Source organism: Desulfosalsimonas propionicica, assembly GCF_013761005.1.
Taxonomy (GTDB): Bacteria; Desulfobacterota; Desulfobacteria; order Desulfobacterales; family Desulfosalsimonadaceae; genus Desulfosalsimonas; species Desulfosalsimonas propionicica.
On sequence record NZ_JACDUS010000002.1, the window covers coordinates 289,823 to 312,427 of the forward strand.

Annotated in this window: 21 protein-coding genes and 1 riboswitch; of the genes, 18 read left to right on the top strand and 3 right to left on the bottom strand. The window is 49.3% G+C overall.

What is annotated here, in order from left to right:
* Positions 1-180 precede the first annotated feature (180 nt).
* The 15 genes from HNR65_RS18130 to HNR65_RS04730 all read left to right on the top strand — a co-directional run bounded on the left by HNR65_RS18130 (position 181) and on the right by HNR65_RS04730 (position 15,953).
* Positions 181-960: a prepilin-type N-terminal cleavage/methylation domain-containing protein gene (locus HNR65_RS18130; RefSeq protein WP_269750852.1), complete on the top strand. Its 780-nt coding sequence runs from the start codon at positions 181-183 to the stop codon at positions 958-960.
* A 97-nt stretch (positions 961-1,057) separates the two neighbouring features.
* Positions 1,058-1,813, top strand: a complete 756-nt coding sequence (locus tag HNR65_RS04665) for an ABC transporter ATP-binding protein (RefSeq protein WP_181550299.1) — start codon at positions 1,058-1,060, stop codon at positions 1,811-1,813.
* Entirely contained in the window at positions 1,810-2,622 is an 813-nt protein-coding gene (locus tag HNR65_RS04670) for an ABC transporter permease (protein ID WP_181550300.1), read from the top strand. Before HNR65_RS04665 ends, HNR65_RS04670 begins: the two co-directional genes overlap by 4 nt.
* 182 nt (positions 2,623-2,804) lie before the next feature.
* Positions 2,805-3,443 (top strand): tetratricopeptide repeat protein, encoded by a 639-nt coding sequence (locus HNR65_RS04675; protein ID WP_181550301.1) that lies wholly within the window; start codon positions 2,805-2,807, stop codon positions 3,441-3,443.
* Positions 3,444-3,691: 248 nt separating this feature from the next.
* The gene (locus tag HNR65_RS04680; protein WP_181550302.1) at positions 3,692-4,264 is read left to right on the top strand and encodes a pilus assembly FimT family protein; all 573 of its coding nucleotides are present in this window, start codon (positions 3,692-3,694) and stop codon (positions 4,262-4,264) included.
* A 13-nt stretch (positions 4,265-4,277) separates the two neighbouring features.
* On the top strand, positions 4,278-5,033 hold the full coding sequence (locus HNR65_RS04685) for a prepilin-type N-terminal cleavage/methylation domain-containing protein (protein WP_181550303.1): 756 nt from the start codon (positions 4,278-4,280) through the stop codon (positions 5,031-5,033).
* 25 nt (positions 5,034-5,058) lie between these two features.
* Complete coding sequence (locus HNR65_RS04690) at positions 5,059-5,541, top strand: type IV pilus modification PilV family protein (protein ID WP_181550304.1); 483 nt, start codon at positions 5,059-5,061, stop codon at positions 5,539-5,541.
* Between the two features lie 56 nt (positions 5,542-5,597).
* On the top strand, positions 5,598-6,191 hold the full coding sequence (locus HNR65_RS04695; RefSeq protein ID WP_181550305.1) for a pilus assembly PilX family protein: 594 nt from the start codon (positions 5,598-5,600) through the stop codon (positions 6,189-6,191).
* 42 nt (positions 6,192-6,233) lie between these two features.
* The gene (locus HNR65_RS04700) at positions 6,234-10,625 is read left to right on the top strand and encodes a PilC/PilY family type IV pilus protein (protein WP_181550306.1); all 4,392 of its coding nucleotides are present in this window, start codon (positions 6,234-6,236) and stop codon (positions 10,623-10,625) included.
* A 34-nt stretch (positions 10,626-10,659) separates the two neighbouring features.
* Positions 10,660-11,046 (top strand): hypothetical protein, encoded by a 387-nt coding sequence (locus HNR65_RS04705; RefSeq protein ID WP_181550307.1) that lies wholly within the window; start codon positions 10,660-10,662, stop codon positions 11,044-11,046.
* A gap of 59 nt (positions 11,047-11,105) precedes the next feature.
* Positions 11,106-11,633, top strand: coding sequence for a DUF4124 domain-containing protein (locus HNR65_RS04710; RefSeq protein ID WP_181550308.1), 528 nt, complete (start codon positions 11,106-11,108; stop codon positions 11,631-11,633).
* A gap of 432 nt (positions 11,634-12,065) precedes the next feature.
* Complete coding sequence (gene rsmG / locus HNR65_RS04715) at positions 12,066-12,737, top strand: 16S rRNA (guanine(527)-N(7))-methyltransferase RsmG (RefSeq protein WP_181550309.1); 672 nt, start codon at positions 12,066-12,068, stop codon at positions 12,735-12,737.
* Positions 12,738-12,776: 39 nt separating this feature from the next.
* Positions 12,777-12,964: riboswitch (cobalamin riboswitch) on the top strand.
* A gap of 152 nt (positions 12,965-13,116) precedes the next feature.
* Positions 13,117-15,081, top strand: a complete 1,965-nt coding sequence (locus tag HNR65_RS04720; protein WP_181550310.1) for a TonB-dependent receptor plug domain-containing protein — start codon at positions 13,117-13,119, stop codon at positions 15,079-15,081.
* A 348-nt stretch (positions 15,082-15,429) separates the two neighbouring features.
* Entirely contained in the window at positions 15,430-15,666 is a 237-nt protein-coding gene (locus HNR65_RS04725; protein ID WP_220128289.1) for an addiction module protein, read from the top strand.
* Positions 15,663-15,953 carry a type II toxin-antitoxin system RelE/ParE family toxin gene (locus HNR65_RS04730; RefSeq protein WP_181550311.1) on the top strand — a complete coding sequence of 97 codons (291 nt, stop codon included), beginning with the start codon at positions 15,663-15,665 and terminating at the stop codon, positions 15,951-15,953. Before HNR65_RS04725 ends, HNR65_RS04730 begins: the two co-directional genes overlap by 4 nt.
* Positions 15,954-15,963: 10 nt before the next feature.
* Here the strand turns inward: HNR65_RS04730 and xerD are convergent, their stop codons facing one another.
* Positions 15,964-16,860 (bottom strand): site-specific tyrosine recombinase XerD, encoded by an 897-nt coding sequence (gene xerD / locus HNR65_RS04735; RefSeq protein ID WP_181550312.1) that lies wholly within the window; start codon positions 16,858-16,860, stop codon positions 15,964-15,966.
* A 22-nt stretch (positions 16,861-16,882) separates the two neighbouring features.
* Entirely contained in the window at positions 16,883-17,983 is a 1,101-nt protein-coding gene (locus tag HNR65_RS04740) for a M24 family metallopeptidase (protein WP_181550313.1), read from the bottom strand.
* Positions 17,984-18,085: 102 nt separating this feature from the next.
* Here HNR65_RS04740 and HNR65_RS04745 point away from each other — a divergent pair, with 102 nt between their 5' ends.
* The 3 genes from HNR65_RS04745 (at position 18,086) to HNR65_RS04755 (ending at position 20,426) form a co-directional block, all read left to right on the top strand.
* Positions 18,086-18,871 carry a ParA family protein gene (locus HNR65_RS04745; RefSeq protein ID WP_181550314.1) on the top strand — a complete coding sequence of 262 codons (786 nt, stop codon included), beginning with the start codon at positions 18,086-18,088 and terminating at the stop codon, positions 18,869-18,871.
* 5 nt (positions 18,872-18,876) lie between these two features.
* Positions 18,877-19,248, top strand: coding sequence for a hypothetical protein (locus tag HNR65_RS04750; RefSeq protein ID WP_181550315.1), 372 nt, complete (start codon positions 18,877-18,879; stop codon positions 19,246-19,248).
* 179 nt (positions 19,249-19,427) lie between these two features.
* Positions 19,428-20,426 (top strand): thioredoxin family protein, encoded by a 999-nt coding sequence (locus HNR65_RS04755; protein ID WP_181550316.1) that lies wholly within the window; start codon positions 19,428-19,430, stop codon positions 20,424-20,426.
* Between the two features lie 78 nt (positions 20,427-20,504).
* Here the strand turns inward: HNR65_RS04755 and fusA are convergent, their stop codons facing one another.
* Positions 20,505-22,574 (bottom strand): elongation factor G, encoded by a 2,070-nt coding sequence (gene fusA / locus HNR65_RS04760; protein ID WP_181550317.1) that lies wholly within the window; start codon positions 22,572-22,574, stop codon positions 20,505-20,507.
* Positions 22,575-22,605: the final 31 nt, after the last annotated feature.

The window sequence follows — 22,605 nt, forward strand, 5'->3', positions numbered from 1 at the left end:
CAGAATTTTTCTTGCAGGGCAAAACCAATCCTGGTATACCCCGAACAATGATTTCATTTGTGAGCATACGACAAAAATTGTCAACACTTCACCGAAAATTGTCACCCGAAGCCCGCGGCCGGTTCCGCCAAAACCCTTCATCCTGCCAAACGATTCTTTTTTCCGTGTCATCTCAAAGTGTTGGAAAACTTTGCACAGGGCTTCTGGCTCCGGCACGCAAATTGCTCTATACCAAACGGAAACGGTTTCCAGGCAGACCTGAGCCTGAAAAAATTTGTCACCATTGAACACCAAACAAATAAAAAAGGAGGACACATGCTACAAAAATTAAGAGGTACCAACAACCAGGGTGGTTTCACCCTCATCGAACTGATGATTGTCATCGCCATCATCGGTATTCTGGCGGCAATTGCAGTGCCGCAGTTCATGTCCTACCGTGTTAGGGCCAACAACTCTTCGGCAGAAGCGGCCAATAAAAACGCCCAGACAGCCCTTGCTGCGCTGAATTCCGATATTGGCTGTTACGGTCTCAGCGACGATACTGCAGATCTACTTAATGCAGTTGGTGGCGGTGGGGCCGGCACCGAGTTACAAGGTTCAGGTGGCTCAATTGCAGCGGCCACACAGAATAACGCAGGTGGGATGGTGACCGGCACCAGCCCGTCCACCGGTGCCATCAGTGGAGTGGGTATTACCATACCAGACGGTATCGATCTTCTGGCAAGTACAGAAGGCGCAAACAACGCAACATATCTGGTGATGACAGAGCATGAAGATGGCAACAGGGGTTTTGCCTCTGAGGCTGAAATTGCCGATGTCATGTATTATGTGCAAAATGATGGATGGAATGGTTCTCCTGGCATTGATGCCGCACCTCCTGGTATCAACGCAAACACTCTTGATATTGACGGTGCGGCTGGCGGCGGATCGCCCACAGCAGCCTGGAGTGCACTGAACTAAGATTGTAATTTCAAGTTGACAAAAAGGGTATTTTTGAGGAATATATTCCTCAAAAATACCCTTTTTATATATTGAGCAGATATTTCCTGATTAAAAAATGACAAACCCGATTTCTTTTCAAAAGGTAAGCAAAAAATTTCCCTCGGGATTGATAGAAAAGCACCGGGTGCTTGACCGGATATCCCTTGACATCCGGGAGGGAGAGGTTTTTGGTTTTCTGGGGCCCAATGGCGCGGGCAAAAGCACGGCCATTAATATCGCCATGGGGTTTATCATCCCGGATGAGGGAAACGTTTTTATTCATGACATTCCGGCCTTTCAGCCCCGCGCAAGAAAATACGTGGGGTATCTTCCTGAGCATCCCTGCCTTTATGAGCAGTTGTCTGCGGCCGAGCTTCTTGACTTTTGCGGGGCTGCATCCGGGATTTCCCGGCGGGCCACCAGAGAGCAGGCAGACTTTCTGCTTGAGCGGTTAAACTTGCATTCTTTTAAAAACCGGCCTGTGCGAACCTATTCCAAGGGGATGAAACAGCGTTTGGGATTTGCCATGGCAATGATCGGCGACCCGCCTGTTTTGATACTTGATGAACCCATGTCCGGTCTTGATCCGCTGGGAAGAAATCTGATTACCAATATTATTTTAGATCTGAAAGCAAGGGGAAAAACAATTTTTTTCTCCACCCATATCCTAAACGATGTTGAAAAGCTGTGCGACCACATTGCAGTCATACACCAGGGCGGGATCCTTTACAACGGAACCATATCTGAACTTACAGGCGGCCCTGACAACGAGAACCTGGAAGCAGCATTTGTTTCTCTTATCAATACTTCCCGTATAGAAGAACATTTATGAATATCATATGGCAGTTATCCAGGATTACGTTTAAACAGGGCATTTACAGCAAGGTGCTTTACGGCATTGTCCTGCTCTCGCTGATCCTTTTTGTTTCAAACCTTTTTATCACCCAATTGTTTTCTCTTGAAATCGGAAAGGTGGCTATTGATGTGGGCTTTGCGGTATTTTCCCTTGCAGGGCTTTCCATTGTTTTTTTTATGGGCATAGGAATGATAAGCAGGGATATTCACCAGAAAAACATCCGCATGGTGATCTGCCACCCGGTTTCAAGGTGGCAATACGTGGCGGGAAAATTTGCAGGGCTATGCCTTTTTCTGCTTGTTGCCGTGGCTGTATTGGGCGTTTTTTCCGCTTTTTCGCTGTGGCTGGGCACGGTTTCTGCCGGCGGTATTCAGGCCCTTCGCAATTTTTCCTGGCTTATGCTGTTTGCTACCATATTGTCACATCTGCTGGCGTTGTTAATCATTCTTGCCGTGGGCTTTCTTTTTACAGTAATAACCAGCAGCGGATACCTGGCAATGCTTCTGACATTTGTTGTCTATATTATCGGAAATACGCTTGATACGGTTGTAAAAGTTCTTGTGCAGGGAGAGCATGTTCAGGCGGATTTGTTCTTTACAAACGGATTAAAATTATTGTCATGGATCTTTCCCAATCTTTCCGCCTTTGATCTCAAGGTTTATCTTTCTTACGGGCTTTCCTGCGAGCTTTCCAGCCTGTTATGGCTCGGTGCCTACGGGATTTCATATATTTTACTGCTTTTGTTTTTAACAGCGGCCATGTTACATAAAAAAGACTTATGCTGAGATTTCAAAAGACAAAAATTATTTTCACCATCGTGACTGTTTTTTTAGTATTTTTTGTTTATGTCTACAGCCTGCACAATGTTAACCAATATTTAGAAAACACCCGGTCACATGAACGGATCGAGGCCTCTGCCGTGCCCCCGGCTCTTTTAAAGGTTGCAGCGGGTGAATTCAAGGGTCTTATGGCGGATTACCTTCTTTTAAAAGGTGTTTCGTTTTTGGGCGGCCGACATGAAACCACAGAAAGAGACATGAATGCCATCCACACTCTTTTTAAGCAGTCTCTGGCCCTGGATCCGTATTTTCTGCAGACCTGTTATTTTACCCAAGCCTATCTGGCATGGCATGGTGAAAAATACAAGGATGCCATCGAACTTTTAAAGATCTCAAACAACCATCGTAGCTGGGACTGGCAACCCGCATTTTTTATCGGTTTTGATTACCATTATTTTTTAAATGACAATATCAAAGCATCCAAATATCTTATGGAGGCAGCAAAAAAGCCGGGGGCCAGCCCGTTTCTTGCCAATCTTGCAGCAAGGCTTTCACAAAAAGGCGGTCAGACCGAAGCAGCCATTGCGTTTCTCAAAAGCATGCGCCTGCAGACAAAGGATGAACTTGTAAAAGAACAGCTCAATAAGCGTATAAAGGCCCTGGAAGAGGTGAAAATATTGGAAAAAGGTATTGCGCGATACAAGGAAAAATTTAGCCGCCCACCTCAATCACTGGATGATCTTGTCAATTCCGGCATTTTATCCGGGCTGCCTGAAAATCCATACGGCAAACGCTTTGTTTTTAAAGACGGGGAGATAGAATTCTAAAGTATCTATCCATTTCTCTCAGAACTACCTGATCATAAACATACGAAATCGGCAGTTACTGACAAACCGATCGCCACAACAAAAATCTCCCTGAACCAGCCGCGCAATGACTTTCTGATTTTGTGAAAAATCTTCTTGGCCGTTGCCGATTTTAAAATATTTTATAGATGCTATTAAAATTTTTAACAGTACTATGCCACACATGTTTTTTTTGTGCACGGCCATATAAATACAACACCAGGCTGTCCATGTACGGAAAACAGCCAAACAGAAAAAGAAAAAAGTTCCGAAAAAGTCGCCCGAAAAGGCAAAAATACACTGGTATGAAATTTGCAGCCATGACAGCAGGCAGAAAAAGATCACATAATGGAGGGAAAATGGCCCGAAAAAGTCAAGGTTTCAGCATTATAGAACTGATGATCACCATTGCTGTTATTGCAGTGCTTGTTTCAATCGCAACCCCCAATGCGATCCAGTGGATAAGAACTGCCCAGTTTAATTCTTCTGTAAGGAATGTAAAAAGTAAAATTGAAGGAGCGCGCATTTTTGCCGTAAAGAGCAATGCCCGGGTTGAAATAACTTTTACCGGCAATGCTTATCAAATTGATCAATTAAACCGTGTTACAGGCGTGAGCGACATCCAAACCCATAATCTTAAACCCGGAATTTCTGCATCCTTTAATAATAGTCCGCTTCGGTACGACAACAGGGGGATGGCTGCCATCGCCGCCGGGACAATCCAGATCCAGAGCAGCAGCGGCATGTGCAGAGAGATAGTGGTAGCGCCTGAAGGAAATTCAAGGATAGAAGGATGTCCATAAAAGAGGAGCCATTATGTGCAGTAAAACAAGGAACGGATTTACACTAATTGAACTGCTTATTGCCATGGCTATAACTTCGATTGTCATGACCGCCATTGTATCCGTTTATCATATACAAATCAAAGGCAAAAGAACCCAGGAAGTCCTGACAGATATGAATCAGACGGCGCGGGCTGCGCAGGAAATAATGATCAATGAGATCCGTATGGCCGGCTGTGATCCCGCAGGAAATTCAAATGCGCGCATAATTGAGGCCGATGCCATGGAGCTGGTGTTTTCCCTGGATATTGACAACGATGCAGGAGCGAACCAGGCTGACGGCGACTGCTGTGACCCGAATGAGGTGATTCGGTATCAATTAACAAATGATGCAGATAACGACGGAATAAATGACAACATCGCAAATGTTGTTCAATGTGACCTTGGCAGGGAAACAGGCGCGGGCAATGACCCCCAGTCCGCCTGCGGGGGAGCGGGAGTGAACGGTCTTCAGGCAGTAGCGCGCAATGTTGACGCGCTGAATTTTGTTTACCTGGACTCGGACGGAAATGTATTATCCACCCCGGTGGCGGATCCGGATGATATTCGCCGGATAGAATTAACCCTGGTAGCCAGGGCGGGCGAGGTCTCCGGAGGTCTTCTGTTTTCATATGCAAACACGAATACCTACCAAAACCAGCAGGACGATGTCATTCTGCCGCCGCAGAACGATTCCTTCAGACGCCTGCTGCTGACCACTACAGTGAACTTAAGAAACATTGGCAGGTAAAGATTGATAAGGAGACGGGCCTGATATGAAGCTCCAGTTGTATAAATCACATAATTCCGGTTTTACCATAATTGAGGTGCTTATAGCGCTTGCAATTTTTTCCGTCGGGCTTCTGGCCATGGGAGCCCTTCAGTCTTCGACGTTAAAACAGACCGGTGATATCGGTCGGAAAACCGAGGCCTGGAGTGTGCTGGAAGACCAGGTGGAAAGATTGAAAGAGCTGCAGTTTTACACGAATGTCAGTGCACAGACCTTTCCTGCTGATCTGACCTCCGGGAACCATTCTGAATCCAGGAAGGAAGGGCGTTTTACTGTGGATTGGAACATTACCGATAACACCCCGATTGACGAGGTTACAATTCCGGATGATTTGCTCCTGGCCAATGTTCCCTCTGGAACTTATACGGTTTCAAAAACAATTACAGTGGAGGTTGCCGAATTCGGTAGCAATGACACCATTGCTGAGGTGGCATTTGTAAAGACCTGGGCTGTCGACGGCATGGAATAATTCCGGCATGAAAACAGTTCTGCCCGGAACGAGGATTTTAAAAGAGGGGATGGCTGATGGCTGAAATAAACAAACATAAAAAAGGTGCCTATTGCGGAGATGAAGACGGTTCCATCATTGTAGTGGTGCTTTTGATTCTGGCCATGATGACAATCGTGGGAGTGATGTCAGCAAATACAACGATTATGGAATATCATATTGTCCGCAATATGGGTATTTACAAACAAAACGCCAATCTGGTGGAATCCGCTGTTATGGAAGGGCTTCAGGAGTTTATGCACATAGATGCCAGCGACCCGGAGAATCTGGATCCTGATGCAGATCCGAATGACTGGATTGACAGCGATGAAGATGACTGGGACGCTTGGTATGATTCAACCACGGGTGCGCAGCTCCATGGCAATAATTCGATTGCTGCATCCTATGATGCGGGCTCCGCTATATTGAACTCAAGGGGGGAGGCGGGCAACGGCAATTTACGGGTTGCAGTTGTCGGATGGGAAGCCGCCCCCGGAGCTTCTTTGTCAGCAACCGATCCCGTCCGCAGGGCCGGGATTATTCTTTCAGAATACGTATCATTTGACGGTTCCGGCAACGACAACGGATTTGGCATCTTGAGAATGGAAATCGGGGTGGAACGGGTATTTTAATATTCGGTATATTATAAATGATCATAAGAAAGGCAGGACATCATGGGACTTTTACTGTTTCCAAATAAGAAACACACCGGCATCATCACGGCCTCGATATTGTTTTTTGTCCTTACAGCCATCGCGCCGGTGGTAAATGCGGATGAATGCGTGTTTGATTATTTGGCAGACATACCCCTTGACACTCAGGAGCAGGCAGGTCCGGGGCTTATCATGTTTCTGCTTGATGATTCAGGCTCCATGGACTGGTCCATGATGATGACCGATGATTACGCTGACAGCAGCGGGCTTTATCACGGATACGGGTACGTATTTGATGATCCTGGCGACATTTACTCATATTCCTGGCCTCCCCTGGATGTTGATCGTAGAATGGAATGGGTCACCCAGTGGTCTGAAACAAACAAGATGTATTATAACCCTGGTGTGACATACGAGCCCTGGCCCAGGTGGCACGAGTTATCTGTAACAGATACGCCTGCCTGGACTGATCCCCTGCCGGATACACCCGCTTATGACATGGACCCTGACAATCCGCGTTCTTTGCCCACCTCGGATGACTATACCCTGAATATGAATGAAACCTATTACGACTTCGGTGAAGGAATCAGTACAGCAGATATTCTTGTCGCCGGGGGAGTCATAGTTGACAACAGCAATGAAACTGCCGGCATGGTAGCCGTGGACGATACTGAGCCCGGGTTTTCCTATACCAGGGAATCCGGCTGGAATAACTATGATAATGAGGATTTTTATAACGGAAACTACCAGAATATCAATTTAAACGGAGGGGCGGTATCCGCCACCTGGCAGTTTGATGTGGAAGATTCCGGGGAATACGAAGTTGTTGCAAGCTTTTCCATAAATACCAATAGGACAGACAGTGCCGAATACACAATTGATCATTCCGGTGGAACTACAACGGTAACACGGAGTCAACACGGTCCCGGCGTTACGCAGCAATGGGAATCACTGGGAACATATGATTTTGACGCGGGCAGCAATGCAGCACAGATCACCCTGAATTGTGCAGGGACAACCAGCAACGATTACGTGGCAGTTGATGCAATCAGGCTGGAGCCCACGTTTACCGTCTCTGATCCGAATGTTTTGTTTGCAGCGGGCAGCGGATGGTCTTTTGCGGAAAACGGAGAACAGTACGGAGAGGATTACCTTTATACAGATGACGGCTCCGGGAATTACACGGCCACATGGACTGCGAATAACCTGGATTCGTCTGAAAGCTATACAGTATATGCCCGCTGGACGGGGGGAGGCGACTCCCGTCTTGAGAATGTAGAATATACGGTTTACGATGATGGCACTGAAAAGGCCAGTGCCTCGGTAAACCAGAAGGAAAACCACGGTGAATGGGTGCAGATTGCTTCGGGTATCGAGTTTAACGGCTCGGGAATTGTAAAAATCGACCAGGAAGCAGACAACAGCGGGATGTGTGCAGATGGGGTGGCGTTTATGCCTTCTTCCGGACCCTCGCCCATAAACCTTGTTAGGGCTCATTATTACGTTCAGGCAGATGACGGCACCATGTATCTTGTTAATCTGGACGGTGAAATCGAGTATTGGAGGATAAACGATGCAAACGACAATATGAAAGTTGATAGTGTCTATGAACTGGAAAAGGCGAGTGATCCGCCTTCTGAAATTGTCACCGGTCGCAGCTATAATGAGGAGCGGGTCAATTTTGGCAACTGGTATTCATTTTACCGAAAAAGGGAGTTGACAGCAAAAAATGCGGTTGCCAACGTAATAGATGATGTGCAGGGCGTCTATATCGGTATACTAACGATCCATAAACGGCTTGAACAGCATGCCCTTCCCATTCAGGTGGATCTCGATGGCACCCTGTATGAGGAAGCAGAAAGCCTTCTGGGATCTCTTTACACGCTGGATTCAAGCGGCGGTACTCCTCTGCGAACAGGTTTGAAACAGCTGGGAGAATATTTCAGCGGAAGCGGCGGGGGGCTCAGACCTTCGTCAATTTCTTCAATGCCGGCCTATGTAAGCGGTTACATGTCTGAAGACAGCTACCCGTATTTTACAGAGGACAAGGGCGGAGCATGCCAGCAGGCATTCAGCATTGCCATGACAGACGGGTACTGGAACGGAAGCAATCCGTCTATTGGAAATGAAGACGGAAATGACGACACTGATTTTGACGGGGATCCGTTCGGGGACTCATATTATAACACCCTTGCAGATGTTGCCATGAAATATTACGAAGACGATCTGAACCCAGACCTTTCCGATGTAGTACCCACGCGAAACTGGGATCAGGCCGCCCACCAGCATATGATTACCTATTCAGTGTCTTTTGGCGTAACCGGAACCATTGACCGCAGTGTATATCCTGAATGCGGGAGGGGGGGCTCCTGTCCTTACTGGCCAAATCCCGGAGATTCAGAGCAGAACAAGATCGATGATCTGTATCATGCAGCGGTAAACGGACGCGGAAAATACATTAACGCCAGTAATCCCCAGGAATTAATAGATGCCATGGGCGAGATGATGGAGGATATAGAGTCCAGGCTTGGATCGGCTGCTTCTGTTGCCACCAATTCTGTCCAGCGTACTGTTGGCACCACCATTTATCAGGGGATTTACAACACCGATAACTGGCACGGAGATGTCATGGCCAAAGAGGTAGAACTGGAAAGCGGGTCTGTCGGGTCCACAATCTGGAGTGCGAGTTTGGAGCTCGAAGAAGTATCATGGGACAGCCGGGAAATAATTACTTATGACGGTACCAGCGGAGTTCCGTTTCGATACGGACAATCCGGGGTTCCTTATGAAGAAAATCTTGTAAACTACCTGCGGGGAGATCCGTCAAATAATGTTTCAAACGGAGGTACATACAGAACCCGGGCCAGCAAGCTCGGTGACGTGGTGCATTCTTCCCCTGAGTATTATAATGGTGTTGTCTACGTTGGAGCCAACAACGGTATGCTCCATGTCTTTGACGCAGAAACCGGAGAAGAAAAGTTCGCTTACATCCCCAAGATTCTTATTGATAAGGGGAGTCTGCCTGGTCTGGCTTCAACAGATTACAGCCACCAGTTTTATGTGGACGGGGCTCCCTTTGTGCGAAAGATCAGCGATACCACAACTTTGCTTGTCGGCGGGCTTCGCAAGGGCGGCAAGGGCTATTTCGGTCTCAACGTGAGCGATTCGGATGCAATAAGTGAGGTCAGCGCAGCAGATCTTGTGAAATGGGAATATGCAGCTGACAGCAACGGAGATGGGGTTGTTGATGACAGCGACCTGGGCTATTCCTACAGCTCCGGTTATATTGTAAAAACCAGGGCAGCCGGATGGGTGGTGATATTCGGAAACGGCTACGGCAGTGAAAATGAAAGCGCAGTATTGTATATTCTGGATGTAGACGATGAAACCGGTGCACTATTGTCGGTTACAAAGATAGATACCGGTGCAGTCGGCTGCAACGGGCTGTCATCTCCGGCCATAACGGACGTGAATTCAGATGGGTATGCCGATTACGTGTATGCCGGCGATTTGAAAGGCAATCTCTGGAAATTTGATTTGACGGATACTAACGGAGACGATCTATACGAGATAAGTGACTGGAAGATCGCATACGGGACGGAAACGAATCCAGAACCCCTTATAAAGGTCAGCAATGACAGCGGAGGCCAGCCCATTACCGTGGAGCCGGACGTTATGCGGATGGGCTGCGAACCGGGGCAGGAAGGATATTTCGTGGTTTTTGGAACCGGACAGTATATTGCAATGACAGATTTTGAAAATACCGATCAACAAAGTTTTTACGGGGTTTGGGACTGGCAGGACGCCTGGCCTGAAGATGAACAGGCCTCCAGATATCTGGGAGAATTTACGGCAACAGCTGCTAATCCTGTCCTTTCAAACGCGCCTGACAACGCGGACAGTTTAACGCTGCTTGAGCAGACCGCAAGTGCTGCCGGAAGCGATTGGCGTATGTTTTCTGATAATTCAATTAGTTATTTTACTCCTACTGAAGGGGATATAGACAGTGAAACCGATCATGCCGGGTGGTATTTCAATCTGCTTGATGAGCGCGCCCGGGTTATACGGGATCCCTCGCTTCGTTCGGGCTCCGCACGGGATTCCGGGATTGTGAACTTTATTTCGTCTATTCCGTCAGAATCCCCATGCGATGCAGGCGGATATTCCTGGCTGTACAGGGTCAGCGCATGCAGCGGCGGCCGCTCAAACAACCCCCAGTTTGACACCACCGGGGATAATAAAGTCAATAAAGACGACGATGCAGAAAAAAGCGGCAAATCTTTTGACCAGATGATCTATACTCCCACTTCTATAGGGGATATGGATTATCTTACCGATTCCACAGGTGATATACAGGAAGAGGCATCTTCAGAGCGGCCGGAGGGAATGGTCTACTGGCGTATACTTCAATAATTCTTTTTTCATTCAATCGAAAGGATACAGTTTTATGTATGCTGCAATAAAGCCTATAGCCAAAAAGATTGTTTTTTATTCTTGCATTCTTGCATTTGCTGTTATCCTCGGATTTCCTTGCAGCAATGCGAGTGCACAAAACGACAGGACAGATGTCAAAATAGAACGGATTCGTCCTGCTCCCAATTACAATTCGTCTGAAACGGACTTTTCAAAAACAACCAGAAAATATTTTGATGTTATCGGCCCGCTTGACTATAAATTCGATACAAGAATCGTGGTTGGAGACAGGAATTTTAACATTGCCGGTAATAAAGCAAGGACAACAGGAGTCAGAGAGGGCGACTATGTGGGTGTGCGGTTTAACGATGAGGGGGAGGTAATAGAGGTAAAAAGACTTAAACGCCCATCCCGAAGGTGACCTTCCGGGACTATTCAGGTGGTTTGCTGCTTGTTGCCAAGTATTATAAGGATATTATTATGAAAATTTTCGTATATATTATTTTGGTTATGCCTGTTTTATTTTTATGGAGCCTCCCTGTTGAGGCAGAATATTATCAGTATAAAGATGAAAACGGAAAGTTGCATTACACGGATGATATTTCCCAGATACCGGAACACAGCAGCGAAACCCTGAAAAAATTTGATTCGGTTTCTTCACGCCCTGAGAGCACACGGCCGGAGAGCAGAAAAAGAAATCAGTCACAGAACAGACATGCCTCGGGGGAGACCTGGGACGGGAAATTAGAAAATACCGCGAAACAACTGGATAGCGAAAGAGAAAAATTACAGCAGACTTACCAAGAACTGCAAAATGAAAAACAGGAACTAAAGCAGAAATCAACTGATGACATGACCAAAAGTGAACGAAATGCCCATGCCCGGAAGATTCGTGAGCTCAATTCCAGGATAAGACGCTATAACGAGCAGGAAAAGGCGTTCAGCGAAAAAATCAAGCGCTTAAACGGCCGTATAAATGATAAAGAGGATAATGCCGGGCAGAGGTAGGAAGAAGTTTTTTTCCACCATCATTGATCCGGAAGAAGGGGTTTTTCCGCAATACGATTTCCCGGTATTGACATCATCCCAAATCACAACTTTTCGCATTAGATGGGGGCATGCTTTTGGAGTTATTCCAAAAAAATTTCCCTGAAAGAAATCGATACTGCACTGCTTGTGGAAACGGTTGTAAAATACGGGGATGTGGATGACATCAAACTGCCTTTCAACCATTACAATGAAGCTGATCTCAAAGAGATCTGGCTCCGGCGCCTTGTACCTGACGAGCGCTTTAAAAAATTAAATTTTTATCTGGCCAGAATTTTTTTTAACACAGATCTTGACCGGTTCAAGCAGGGAATAAAAGGTTATGACAGGGCAGCCAAATTGCGAATGCTTGCTTTGCCAGACTAAAAGAACAGCCATGTGGCTGACCCACATATGAAAGAAAAGCAGACCAACTGGCATCAGTGGCAGGACTGGGTGGCTCAGGCAGGAAAAGGGCTTGGACTCGTTCTGGATGATTATAAAATCGGGAATTTGGAACGATTTGCCGAAGAACTGCTTGAAGCCGGAGAGCGTTTGAATCTCACTAGTGTGGAGGATCCTCTGGAAATTGCCGAAAACCTGATGCTCGATTCCATGGTGCCGGCAAAATTTATTGCATCCGGGGCCAGGGTGCTGGACCTGGGAACCGGGGCGGGCATTCCCGGTATTCCCATGAAAATCGCGTTTCCGGAGCTGGATTTAACCCTGATTGACAGCCGGCGCAAACGGATCAGCTTTGTGGGGTATGCTATCCGGCGCCTGGGGCTTGAAAACATCTGCGCCCGGCATGTGCGGGCCGAGGATCTGGCAGGGGAAGATCAAAAGTTTGACGTGGTGGTCAGCCGGGCTGTGACTTCCCTGGCAGAGCTCATGAATCTGGCCGCGCCGCTGCTAAAACCCGGCGGCGTGCTCATGGCCATGAAGGGCAGGGGGTATGAGACTGAGCTGGAAGACGCCGGGCTTGGCAAGCAAGTAGGGGAAGGCGGCCGGGTGAGGCTGGAGAAATATCGGTTGCCTGGGCTGGGCATTGACCGGGTGGTGGTGATGGTCAAAGCTGATTTGTAATTTCTTCTTGACTTTTCCTGTTATGTTTCATTAACATATGCGCAACATATCATTTCAGGTGCCTTACAAAGGCTGAAAAGGGAACCTCGTTAAAATCGGGGACGGGCCCGCCGCTGTAATTGGGGACGAAAGTCGCAAAAAGCCACTTTTTCAAAAAAAGAAAGGGGAAGGCGCGGCAACTCGGATGATCCAAAAGTCAGAAGACCTGCCTGAATGAGAAAATAGCCTCCGGGATATGCGCGGACCAGAAAACCCGGCGGCTGCATGTATCTGAGGATAAAAAAGGGACATCCCCGGATCGATGAAAATATCGGTCCGGGGATTTTTTTTGGGCTTGGGACGGAACTTGCAACCAAAATGAGCAGAAGGAGAAACTGCGATGAAAGGAAAGATGGTTTGCCTGGCATGTATTCTTGGCATGTTATGGCCCCTGTCAGGTATGGCACAAGAAACGGGTGGCAGCAGTGATCTCTCCGCGATGAGACTGGAAGAGGTTGTGGTTACAGGGCAACGCATTGAGGAACCTTTGCAGGAGGTCGATGCCAGTGTAACGGTTTTAAATGAAGAGGATATCCAAATGTCTTCAGCCACGAACCTGGGAGATTTACTGGCAGAAGAAAATATCGGACATATTTACAAGACACCCGGGAATCAAATTGCCATTGGAATTCGGGGGTTCCGGGGTGATTCAATGGGTAGTGACCTGGACAGCAAAGTATTGGTATTGTTAAACGGCCGCAGAAGCGGAACCTCCAACGTGGCTACAATCATGACAGAAAATATCGAGAGAGTGGAAATCATACGCGGCCCCGCATCTGTTCAATACGGCTCTACAGCCATCGGAGGTGTGATTAATGTGATCACAAAACAGGGAAAAGACAATCCGGCTTTTTTTGCAAAAGGCACGCTTGGCAGTTTTGGCTATCAGGAAAGCAAGGCTGGTTTCTCCGGAAAAAGTGGAAATTTTGACTTTTCCGGTGCCGCAAGCATTAGCAGCATGGATGATTATGATACTGCAGAAGATGAAAAATACAAAAACACCGGCTATGATGAAAAGAAAAATATCAGCTTAAACCTTGGCTATGAGTTTTTGCCTGAAAACCGGATAGGCCTTATGTATACAAGCCATGAGGCAGACAAAGTCGGCAGTCCAGATATGTTAAGTCAAAATGATCCGGATGACTACGTGGACAATCTGAATGAGTCTATCGACTTAATATACGAGGGGACCGCAAGGAATGGAATCTTTTCCTGGAAAACACGGTATTTCACAGGTGATGATGAATATAATTTTTATGATATTCCGACCAATACTGATAATTTTGAAAGAAAGACTGATTTTCAGGGCGCCCAAGCTCAGCTTACCTGGGATCCAGGAAAATATACCATAACATCCGGTGTTGATTGGATCAATTATGAAACCAGTCAGAACGCCCCCCAAAAAACTGAGTTTGACAATCCGGCATATTTTATCCTTGGCAAAGCGAGGTATTTTGAAGACCGCCTCACCATAACCGGAGGACTCCGCTACGATGATTACGAAGTTGAAGTGAAAAAAGGGGAGGGCGGAAAAGAGGATGAAGACAATATAAGTCCCAGGGTTGGGCTATCCTGGTTTTTTATGGACAACCTTAAGGTTCGTGCCAATTACGGACAAGGGTTCAGAATGCCTTCTGCAAGAGAGCTGGCAGGCGATTATGATATTGAGTACTATGGGTTTGCATATCCTTATAAAGGAAACCCGGACCTGGATCCGGAAAAAAGCCATACATACGAGGCCGGGTTGGACTGGTATTATCATGCCTTTGATCTTTCTCTGACATATTTTTACACTGATTTTAAAGATAAGATTGAAACAAAAACGGATATGCAAACATTCATTACCACTTGGGAAAATATTGGAGATGCTACTGTTGCTGGATTTGAAGGCAATTTTTCTTATGATCTGGCTACACTATGGGATTTGGCCTGGAAAATCCGACCATATGTTAATTTTACTTACCTAACAGAATATGAGGATGATGAAACTGGTGAAGATCTCCCTCATGTATCAAACCTGCTTATTTCATACGGTATTTCTGTTTCTGACAATGACGGTTTTTCCATGCGGTTAAACATTGCCCACACCGGTGATCAGGATGTTGAATATCCGGTCCCTCGTGAAAAAAACAAGTTTAGTGTTGCCAATTTTACCATTGAAAAACGGTTGGCTGACTTTAATCACGCCGGAAACCTTTCCTTGAGGGGTGAAATAGACAACCTTTTTAACAGGGACTATTCCTATACTGATGGCTATCCAATGCCAGGACGCAATTTTGCATTAAGTCTTAAATACACTTACTAAAATCAATTTTCTCCTCGGCTTTACCATGAAGCTGTAGGCGGTACGCGCGGGGCCGCCATCCCCGGGCTTGCCAAAAAATGCAGGGGAAGCCGGAAGCGGCTTCCACGACAGGGAATTACCTCCTCCTCCTATTCCCTTTCTGTCGGCGGGCAACAGCCCGCCGCTGCATTTTTGAGCCTGTAAAAAATTTTTTTACAGGCAGTTTTAAGTGAGTAAGTATTAAGTGAAATCAAGAAGTTCTTTTTTTATTGGTTGGTGATTATACCAGTTTTTGAATTTTTTACGGTGCCATCAAGGATTGAAAAATTGTGTTTGTACGGTTAAGGTTGAAGTAGAGAAAGGAGGTATATGATGGGATTAAACCATGACAGCGTGACCGACAAGGCATTGTCTCTTCCTGCAGATGCCCGTTTAAAGCTTGTGGATAAACTTTTGGCCAGTCTCAATCCTCCGGTTGAAGAGGAGGTTGAGCATCTATGGGCATTGGAGGCAGAAAAAAGGGTTTCTCAGCTTGAAAATGGGAAGACAAAACTGATTTCCGGAAACGAGGTCTTTGCCAGAATCCGGGAAAAATATGGGAAATGAAATACCATTTTCATGAAGCTGCTGCACTGGAATTTGAAAATGCCGTGGAATATTATGAGGAGTGCAGCAATGGTCTCGGACTTGAATTTGCAGCTGAGGTCAATGCCGCAATTGAAAGAATAGCCCTTTATCCCGAGTCGTGGACTCGTGTTTCGGAAAACACCCGCCGTTGCCTTGTAAACCGCTTCCCTTTCGGAATCATTTATAAAATTGAAAAAGAAATCCTTTATATCATCGCTGTTGCGGATCTTCGAAGAAGGCCGGAATATTGGATAAGCAGAAAGTAGTTTTGACCATCTATCCCCTTGGATGATATTTTTCATGCATGGCTTTAATCTGGTCGCGGGTGACGTGGGTGTAGATCTGGGTGGTGGAGATGTCTGTGTGGCCCAGCATCATCTGAACGGCGCGCAGATCTGCGCCGCCTTCCAGCAGGTGGGTGGCAAAGGAGTGGCGGAAGGTGTGGGGGCTGATTTTTTTGTCGCATCCAGCGGCAAGGGCGTATTTTCTCACCAGTTTCCAGAACCCCTGGCGGGTCATGGGCCGGCCCGCCCGGCCGAAAAAAAGCCATGGGCTTGTCTGTTTTTTCAGCATTGCCGGCCTGGCCATGCGGATGTATTGATCCACGCGGCTTTGGGCATGGCCGCCCACCGGCACCAGCCGTTCCTTTGATCCCTTTCCTGTTACGCGTACAAACCCGGCATCCAGGTTCATCTCCTGGAGTTTGATGTGGATCAGTTCGCTGACCCGGAGGCCTGCGGCATACAGCAGCTCCAGCATGGCCGCATCCCGCATGCCCTTGTGTCTTGTGGTGTCCGGGGTTTCCAGGAGGGTGGTGATTTCGGTGATTGAAAGCACGTCAGGCAGTTTCAGGCCGAATTTGGGCAGGTCAATGAGCCGGGACGGGTCTTTTGAGAGGTGCTTTTCCCGGACCAGGAAACGAAAAAAACCCCGCAGGGTCACCAAATGCCGGGCTCTGGAGCGGATGCCCAGGCCGTCGTCGCGCAGCCGCAGCAGGTATTTTAAAATGGCTGCGGCATCCACCTCATGGGTGTGGCCGATTCGGCTGCCGGTCAGGAATCGCTGAAACCGGGCAAGGTCTGAGCCGTAGGATTCAACCGTGGCATCGGCAAGGCCCTTTTCCACCACCAGGTAGTTCAAGTACTGGTCCATGTGCATGGAAATTTCGTTCATGGCAGCAACGGCGGCATTTGGGTCAGAAAAGTTTCACATCCAGGCTGTTTAATACTTCTGCGCCGTTGGCGCGCACAACCACCATGTTTTCCAGGCGCACCCCGCCCCAGTCGGGCAGATAAACCCCGGGCTCAATTGTAAAGACCATGTTTTCCTTGAGCTCTACGTTTCTTTCCGCCACCGGGCTCAGCGACGGGGCCTCGTGGATGGCCAGGCCCACGCCGTGGCCCAGGCCGTGGCCGAAATATTCGTCCAGGCCTTTTTCGTGCAGGTGATTTCTGGCTGCGGCATCAATATCTTTTGTCCAGGCCCCGGGGCGGACGGCTTCGATGGCTTTTTGCTGGGCGTCATAAACTGCGGTAAACACTTTTTTAAAAGTTTCATCCGCTCTTCCCAGGACAATGGTCCGGGAAATATCGCTGCAATAGCCGTTTAAAACCGCGCCCCAGTCAAACAAAAGAGGCTGGCTGTTTTCCATGAGCCGTTCTGAAGGGATGGCATGGGGCAGGGCGGCATTGGCTGAAAATGCGGCAATCACAGGAAAGGACACTGACCGGGCGCCGGCTTCCCGCATGCGGCGCTCGATCTCCCAGGCGGCCCGAGCCTCGTTCATGCCGGATTCCAGGTTTTCCAGAAAGTCGGAAAATGCGGATTCCGCCAGGTGCAGGGATTTGCGGATAGCCTCGATTTCGACTTCCTCCTTGCACTCGCGCAGGTTTTCACAAAGGTTGTCCACTGGCACCAGTTCCACTGATGTGAGCTGCTCGCGGATCATGTCGTACTGGCTAACACTCATTCGGCGGCGCTCAAATCCCAGACGCGATGTGCCCAGTTTTTCAAGGATGGCTGGCAGCTCCTTTGCCAGGCCCTTTTTGTAGCAGATCACTTCAAAGTCTTCGGCTTCCTGTTGGGCCTGGATTTCGTATCTGGAATCCGTGGCCAGCACCAAGTGGTCGCCGGAGATGAGCAAAACCCCGGCGGATTCGTCAAACCCGGTGTCCTGGCCGGTAAAGCCGCTTAAATACATGCGGTTTTCGGCAATGGAGACAAGCAGGGTATCGATACTGGCTTTTTCAAATGTTTGCCGGATGTTATGGATCCGGTGCCGGATTTGGGATAGCATAATAATAAAATAACACAACCTGCGGCATTGATAAAGCCAATAACGCCGGAGAGGGTGCACAAGGACCTTGAAAACAGGTGTGTTTGTGATATGAAAGGGGGCATGACAAAGATATTCTGCATTGCCGCACCCGCGGCCGGCGCCGGAAAAACAACCGTTTCAGTGAATCTGGCAGGGGCGTTTGCGGCTCTGGATCAAAACACCCTGCTGGTGGACTGCGATGCCCGAAACCGATGCATTGAAGCCGCGGTCACTGACCCGCCGGCGGATGCACCGGGACTGGACCGGGTGATTGCGGATGCCGGGGATGCCGCAGATTTTTTGGTGCCAACCTGCATTGAACACTTCCGAATACTGCCGGCCGGCCCGGGGCCGGGCAGGGCGGCCATAGATCCGGGCCGGAGAATTTTGTCGGAAATTTCCGGACAGGACCTGGATATGATGGTTATCAATGCCCCGGCAGATTCCGGGGCGCTGATGCAGGAAGCCGTGTGCTGCGCAGACGTGCTGGTCCTGCCGGTTCGCCTGAATTTGGAGTCGGCCGGAAATATTTCGGGTCTTCTTGAAACATACAAAAGTTTTCTTGAGCAGGTGGCCGCGCTTCGGCAAAAGAATCCAACCGGCGCTTCAACGGTCCGGATTTTGATCAACGGATGCGATGCCGCCGCTGAAGCCGAGGCCCTGCTGGGCCCGGAAGTGTTTGAGGCCATTGCCCGACTCTGTCTGCCCGTTTCCATTGCCGAAGATGAGCGCCTGCACGAGGCCCTGGTTTTTGGAAAGCCCGTGGTCTGCTATGATATCATCTCCCCCGGGGCCGTGGCTTTTCTGGAACTGGCCGGTCTTTGGACGGATATCAAAGAAATCCGCATGGAAGAAAAAAAGGATTAGATCACATGAAACTTGCCCGCAAGGAAATCATTCAGGCCTGCGAAAAGCAGATGCTGAAAATGCTGGTCAAAAATCTGGACAAATCCGCGGTCAAATCCCTGCTCCGGGAAAAATACGATCTGTCGCCCGGCGAGGATCTGCTGTTTCACGGAGGGGATATCGCGATGGAAAACAATGAAGTGGTCTACAAACTCGATTTCAGCCTCCGGGTGGGCATGACCGTGATGCTCGATCGGGAGGGCGAATACGTGGACATCCGGGCCAGTCAGAAAAATCTCTCCGAGCCGCCCGAAGACGGGCAGGACTCTGTTTCAGGCGATGACAGCCGGCAGCTGGCATCGGATATTGCAAGGATGCTTTCGGAAATCAATCAATGATGGTGCCGTAAAAGTCCAATATCTGCGTTACGCGCAATTTTTCAGAATTTCACGTACGGATAAGTACGCTGCATTCTTCGAAATTGCGCAAGCCTTGATTTTGAACTTTTACGGCACCATCTGAAATCAGACTTTTTACGGTACCATCAATCAATAAACACATTTAAGGCATAATGCCCATGGAAAACCAGCAGACACAACCGGTGATCTCCCGGCCGGACATGGCAGTGGTTGAAAACTACAAGTACAAGATTTACAAGCCAACCCGCATTGTTGTGCTCGGAGACCCCAATGATCCTGTAACAAAGCGAATCGAGCAGTTCTGCGATCTGCTCCAGGGGCATCTGCCCTCGCTTGACGTCAAAAATGAAACAAGCGAGGAAGATGAGCGGCCCGCAATTTTTATTTATCCCAACATCCGGTTTTCAGCCGTTCCCGAGGGAAAACTGCTGGAGCTTTTTTTAATGTGCGCGGCCGGCATGGTACCCATGGAAGAAGCCGAGGCCGGGGTTTCTGCGGCCGATATCCAGAACCGGATCCAAATGCCCGGTGTGGTGCGGGTATATGTTTCCCCGGTATGCCCCCATTGTCCGGGCGCGCTTGGCAGATGGCTCTACATGGCCGCCTGGGCGCCGGACCGGGTGGATGTGCATGTAATTGATGCGGCTGTTTTTTCCGAATCCGCGGCCCGGGACAATGTAAAATCCGTTCCAACGGCCATTTTAGATGACCAGTTCAGGTGGACGGGAGTCGTGGCCGTGGCCGAACTGCTCGATATTTTCGAAAAGCGCAATCCCGCAGATCTCAGTGCAGATACCGTGAAAAAAATCATCTCAGACGGGGATGCCGAAGGCCTGGCCGCCCTGATGGCCGGGGCCAACAGCGTGATCCCGGGTTTTCTGGATCTGCTGGCCCATCCCAAATGGCCCACCCGACTGGGGGCCATGGTGGCATTCGAATATCTGGCCGAAACCGCGCCGGATCTGGCCCGCCAGTCCCTGCAGGCCATGTGGAACCGCTTTGCCGGCCTTGATGATGCCGTCAAAGGGGATATGATTCATCTTTTCGGGGTGTTAAATGATTCTGAATTTGCCGGACGGCTGGAATCAGTGATCAACGGCGACTACCCCCGGGCGGTCAGAGAAATTGCAGAAGAGGTGCTGGGGGATTTGGGGTAATATAATTCCCCCCTGCAGATGCTTTTTATGAAAAAAAGCATCTGCAGGGGATAGTGTCAAAATTATTGGCGGGTGTTTCTACTTTTCCTGTTCCTGCTGGCTGCGCAGTTCCTCGATGACCTTTTGGGAAATCTGGGCCGGGACCTCGTCATAGTGGGAAAACTGCATGGAAAACATCCCGCGGCCGCCGGTCATGGAGCGAAGATCCGGCGCATAAGTGAGCACTTCGGCCTGGGGCACCAGTGCGCGCACCACCTGGTTTTTGCCGCGGCTTTCCATGCCCAGCACCCGGCCGCGCCTGGAGTTTAAATCGCCCATGATATCGCCCATGTATTCCTCTGGGGTGATCACTTCCATTTCCATGATGGGCTCAAGCAGCACGGGATCGGCCTGCTCCATGGCCTTTTTGAAAGCCAGGGACCCGGCGATCTTAAAGGCCATTTCCGAGGAGTCCACGGAATGATATGAGCCGTCATCGACCTTTGCCTGGAAATCAATGCAGGGAAATCCGGCCAGAACGCCTTTTTGCGAGGCCTCGGCAATCCCTTTGTCCACTGCCGGAATATAGGTTTTGGGAATCACGCCGCCGACGATTTTGTCCACGAACTGGTAGCCTGAGCTTCGTTCCAGGGGTTCGAACTCCACCCAGCAGTCGCCGTACTGGCCGTGGCCGCCGGATTGTTTCTTGTGCTTGCCCTGGACCCGGACTTTTTTGCGAAAGGTTTCCTTGTAGGGCACCTTGGGAATATTGAGATTGACCTCCACATTGTACTTGCGCCGGAGCTTTTCCACCGTGGTTTCGATGTGCACCTGGCCCTGGCCGGTGAGCAGGGTCTGGCGGGTTTCATCGTTTCGCTCCAGGCGCAGGCCCGGGTCTTCCTCGATGAGCTTGGTCAGCGAGGAGTAGATCTTGTCCTCATCTCCCTTGGATTTAGGGGAAATGGCAAAGGACACCACGCCGCGCAGGGGTTCAGCGGGCTTGTATTCAATGGGTTTGTCCGGGGCGCACAGGGTGTTTCCGGTAACGGTTTCCTTTAGCTTGGCCACGGCCACGATATCTCCGGGGCCAGCGCCCTCCAGGGGTTTCTGCTCTTTTCCCTGGATCTGGAGAAGCTGGTTGTAGCGTTCCTTGGTGTCCTTTGTGGCGTTGAAAAATGTGCCGTCGCCGCCGAGTTTTCCGGAAAAAACCCGGAAAATGTTGAGGCGGCCGGCATAGGGGTCGGCCACGGTTTTAAACACCAGTGCGGAAAAAGGGGCGTCCGGAGACGGTTCCCGGGATTCCTCGTTTTCCGTGCCCGGAACATATCCGGTCTTCGGCCCCCGGTCCGCCGGGCAGGGCAGGGCGTCTGCCATGAGCCCGGCGACCAGGTCCACGCCGATATTTAAGGTGGCAGATCCGCACATCACCGGAACAAAGGCTTTTTCCAGGGTTCCTTTACGCAGGGCGGCCAGAATTTCTTCGTCTGAAAGGGTTTCGCCTTCCAGGTATTTTTCCACCAGTTCGTCATCGGCTTCCGCGATGTTTTCAATCAGGACCTCGCGCTCGGCCTCGGCGGTTTCCTGCATGTCTGCGGGAATGTCTGTGCCCTTTGCCTTGCCGTCTTCGTAAACCCAGGCCTTCATGTTGACCAGGTCCACCACACCCTTGAAATCGGCTTCCTGACCGATGGGCAGCTGCAGAATAATGGGCTTGGGAGAGAAAATTTCAACCGCGTCATTGAAAGCCTTGGAAAAATCCGCCCGCTCCCGGTCCACCTTGTTAATGAAAATCACCCGGGGCAGATCGAATTCATCTGCGTATTCCCATGCCTGTTCGGACTGGACCTTGATGCCGTCCACCGCATCAATGACCACCACGGCGCTGTCAGCGGCCTGCATGCAAAGCCGGGTATCAGAGAAAAAATTCTGGTCGCCCGGCGTATCAATCAGGTTGATCTTTCGCTGTTTCCAGGAAAAAGGATAAAAGGCAGTGGATATGCTGCTGCGGCGCTTGAGCTCCTCGGGCTCGAAATCCATGACGGCATTGCCCGCATCCACGCTGCCAAACCGCTTGGTCGCACCGGCGTTGTGCAGGAGGGCTTCGGCCAGAGACGTCTTACCGGATCCACCGTGTCCGATCAAGGCGATGTTTCTCAGATGTTCTGTCATAAGACTCCTAACTCCTCTCTATTCTGCTGGA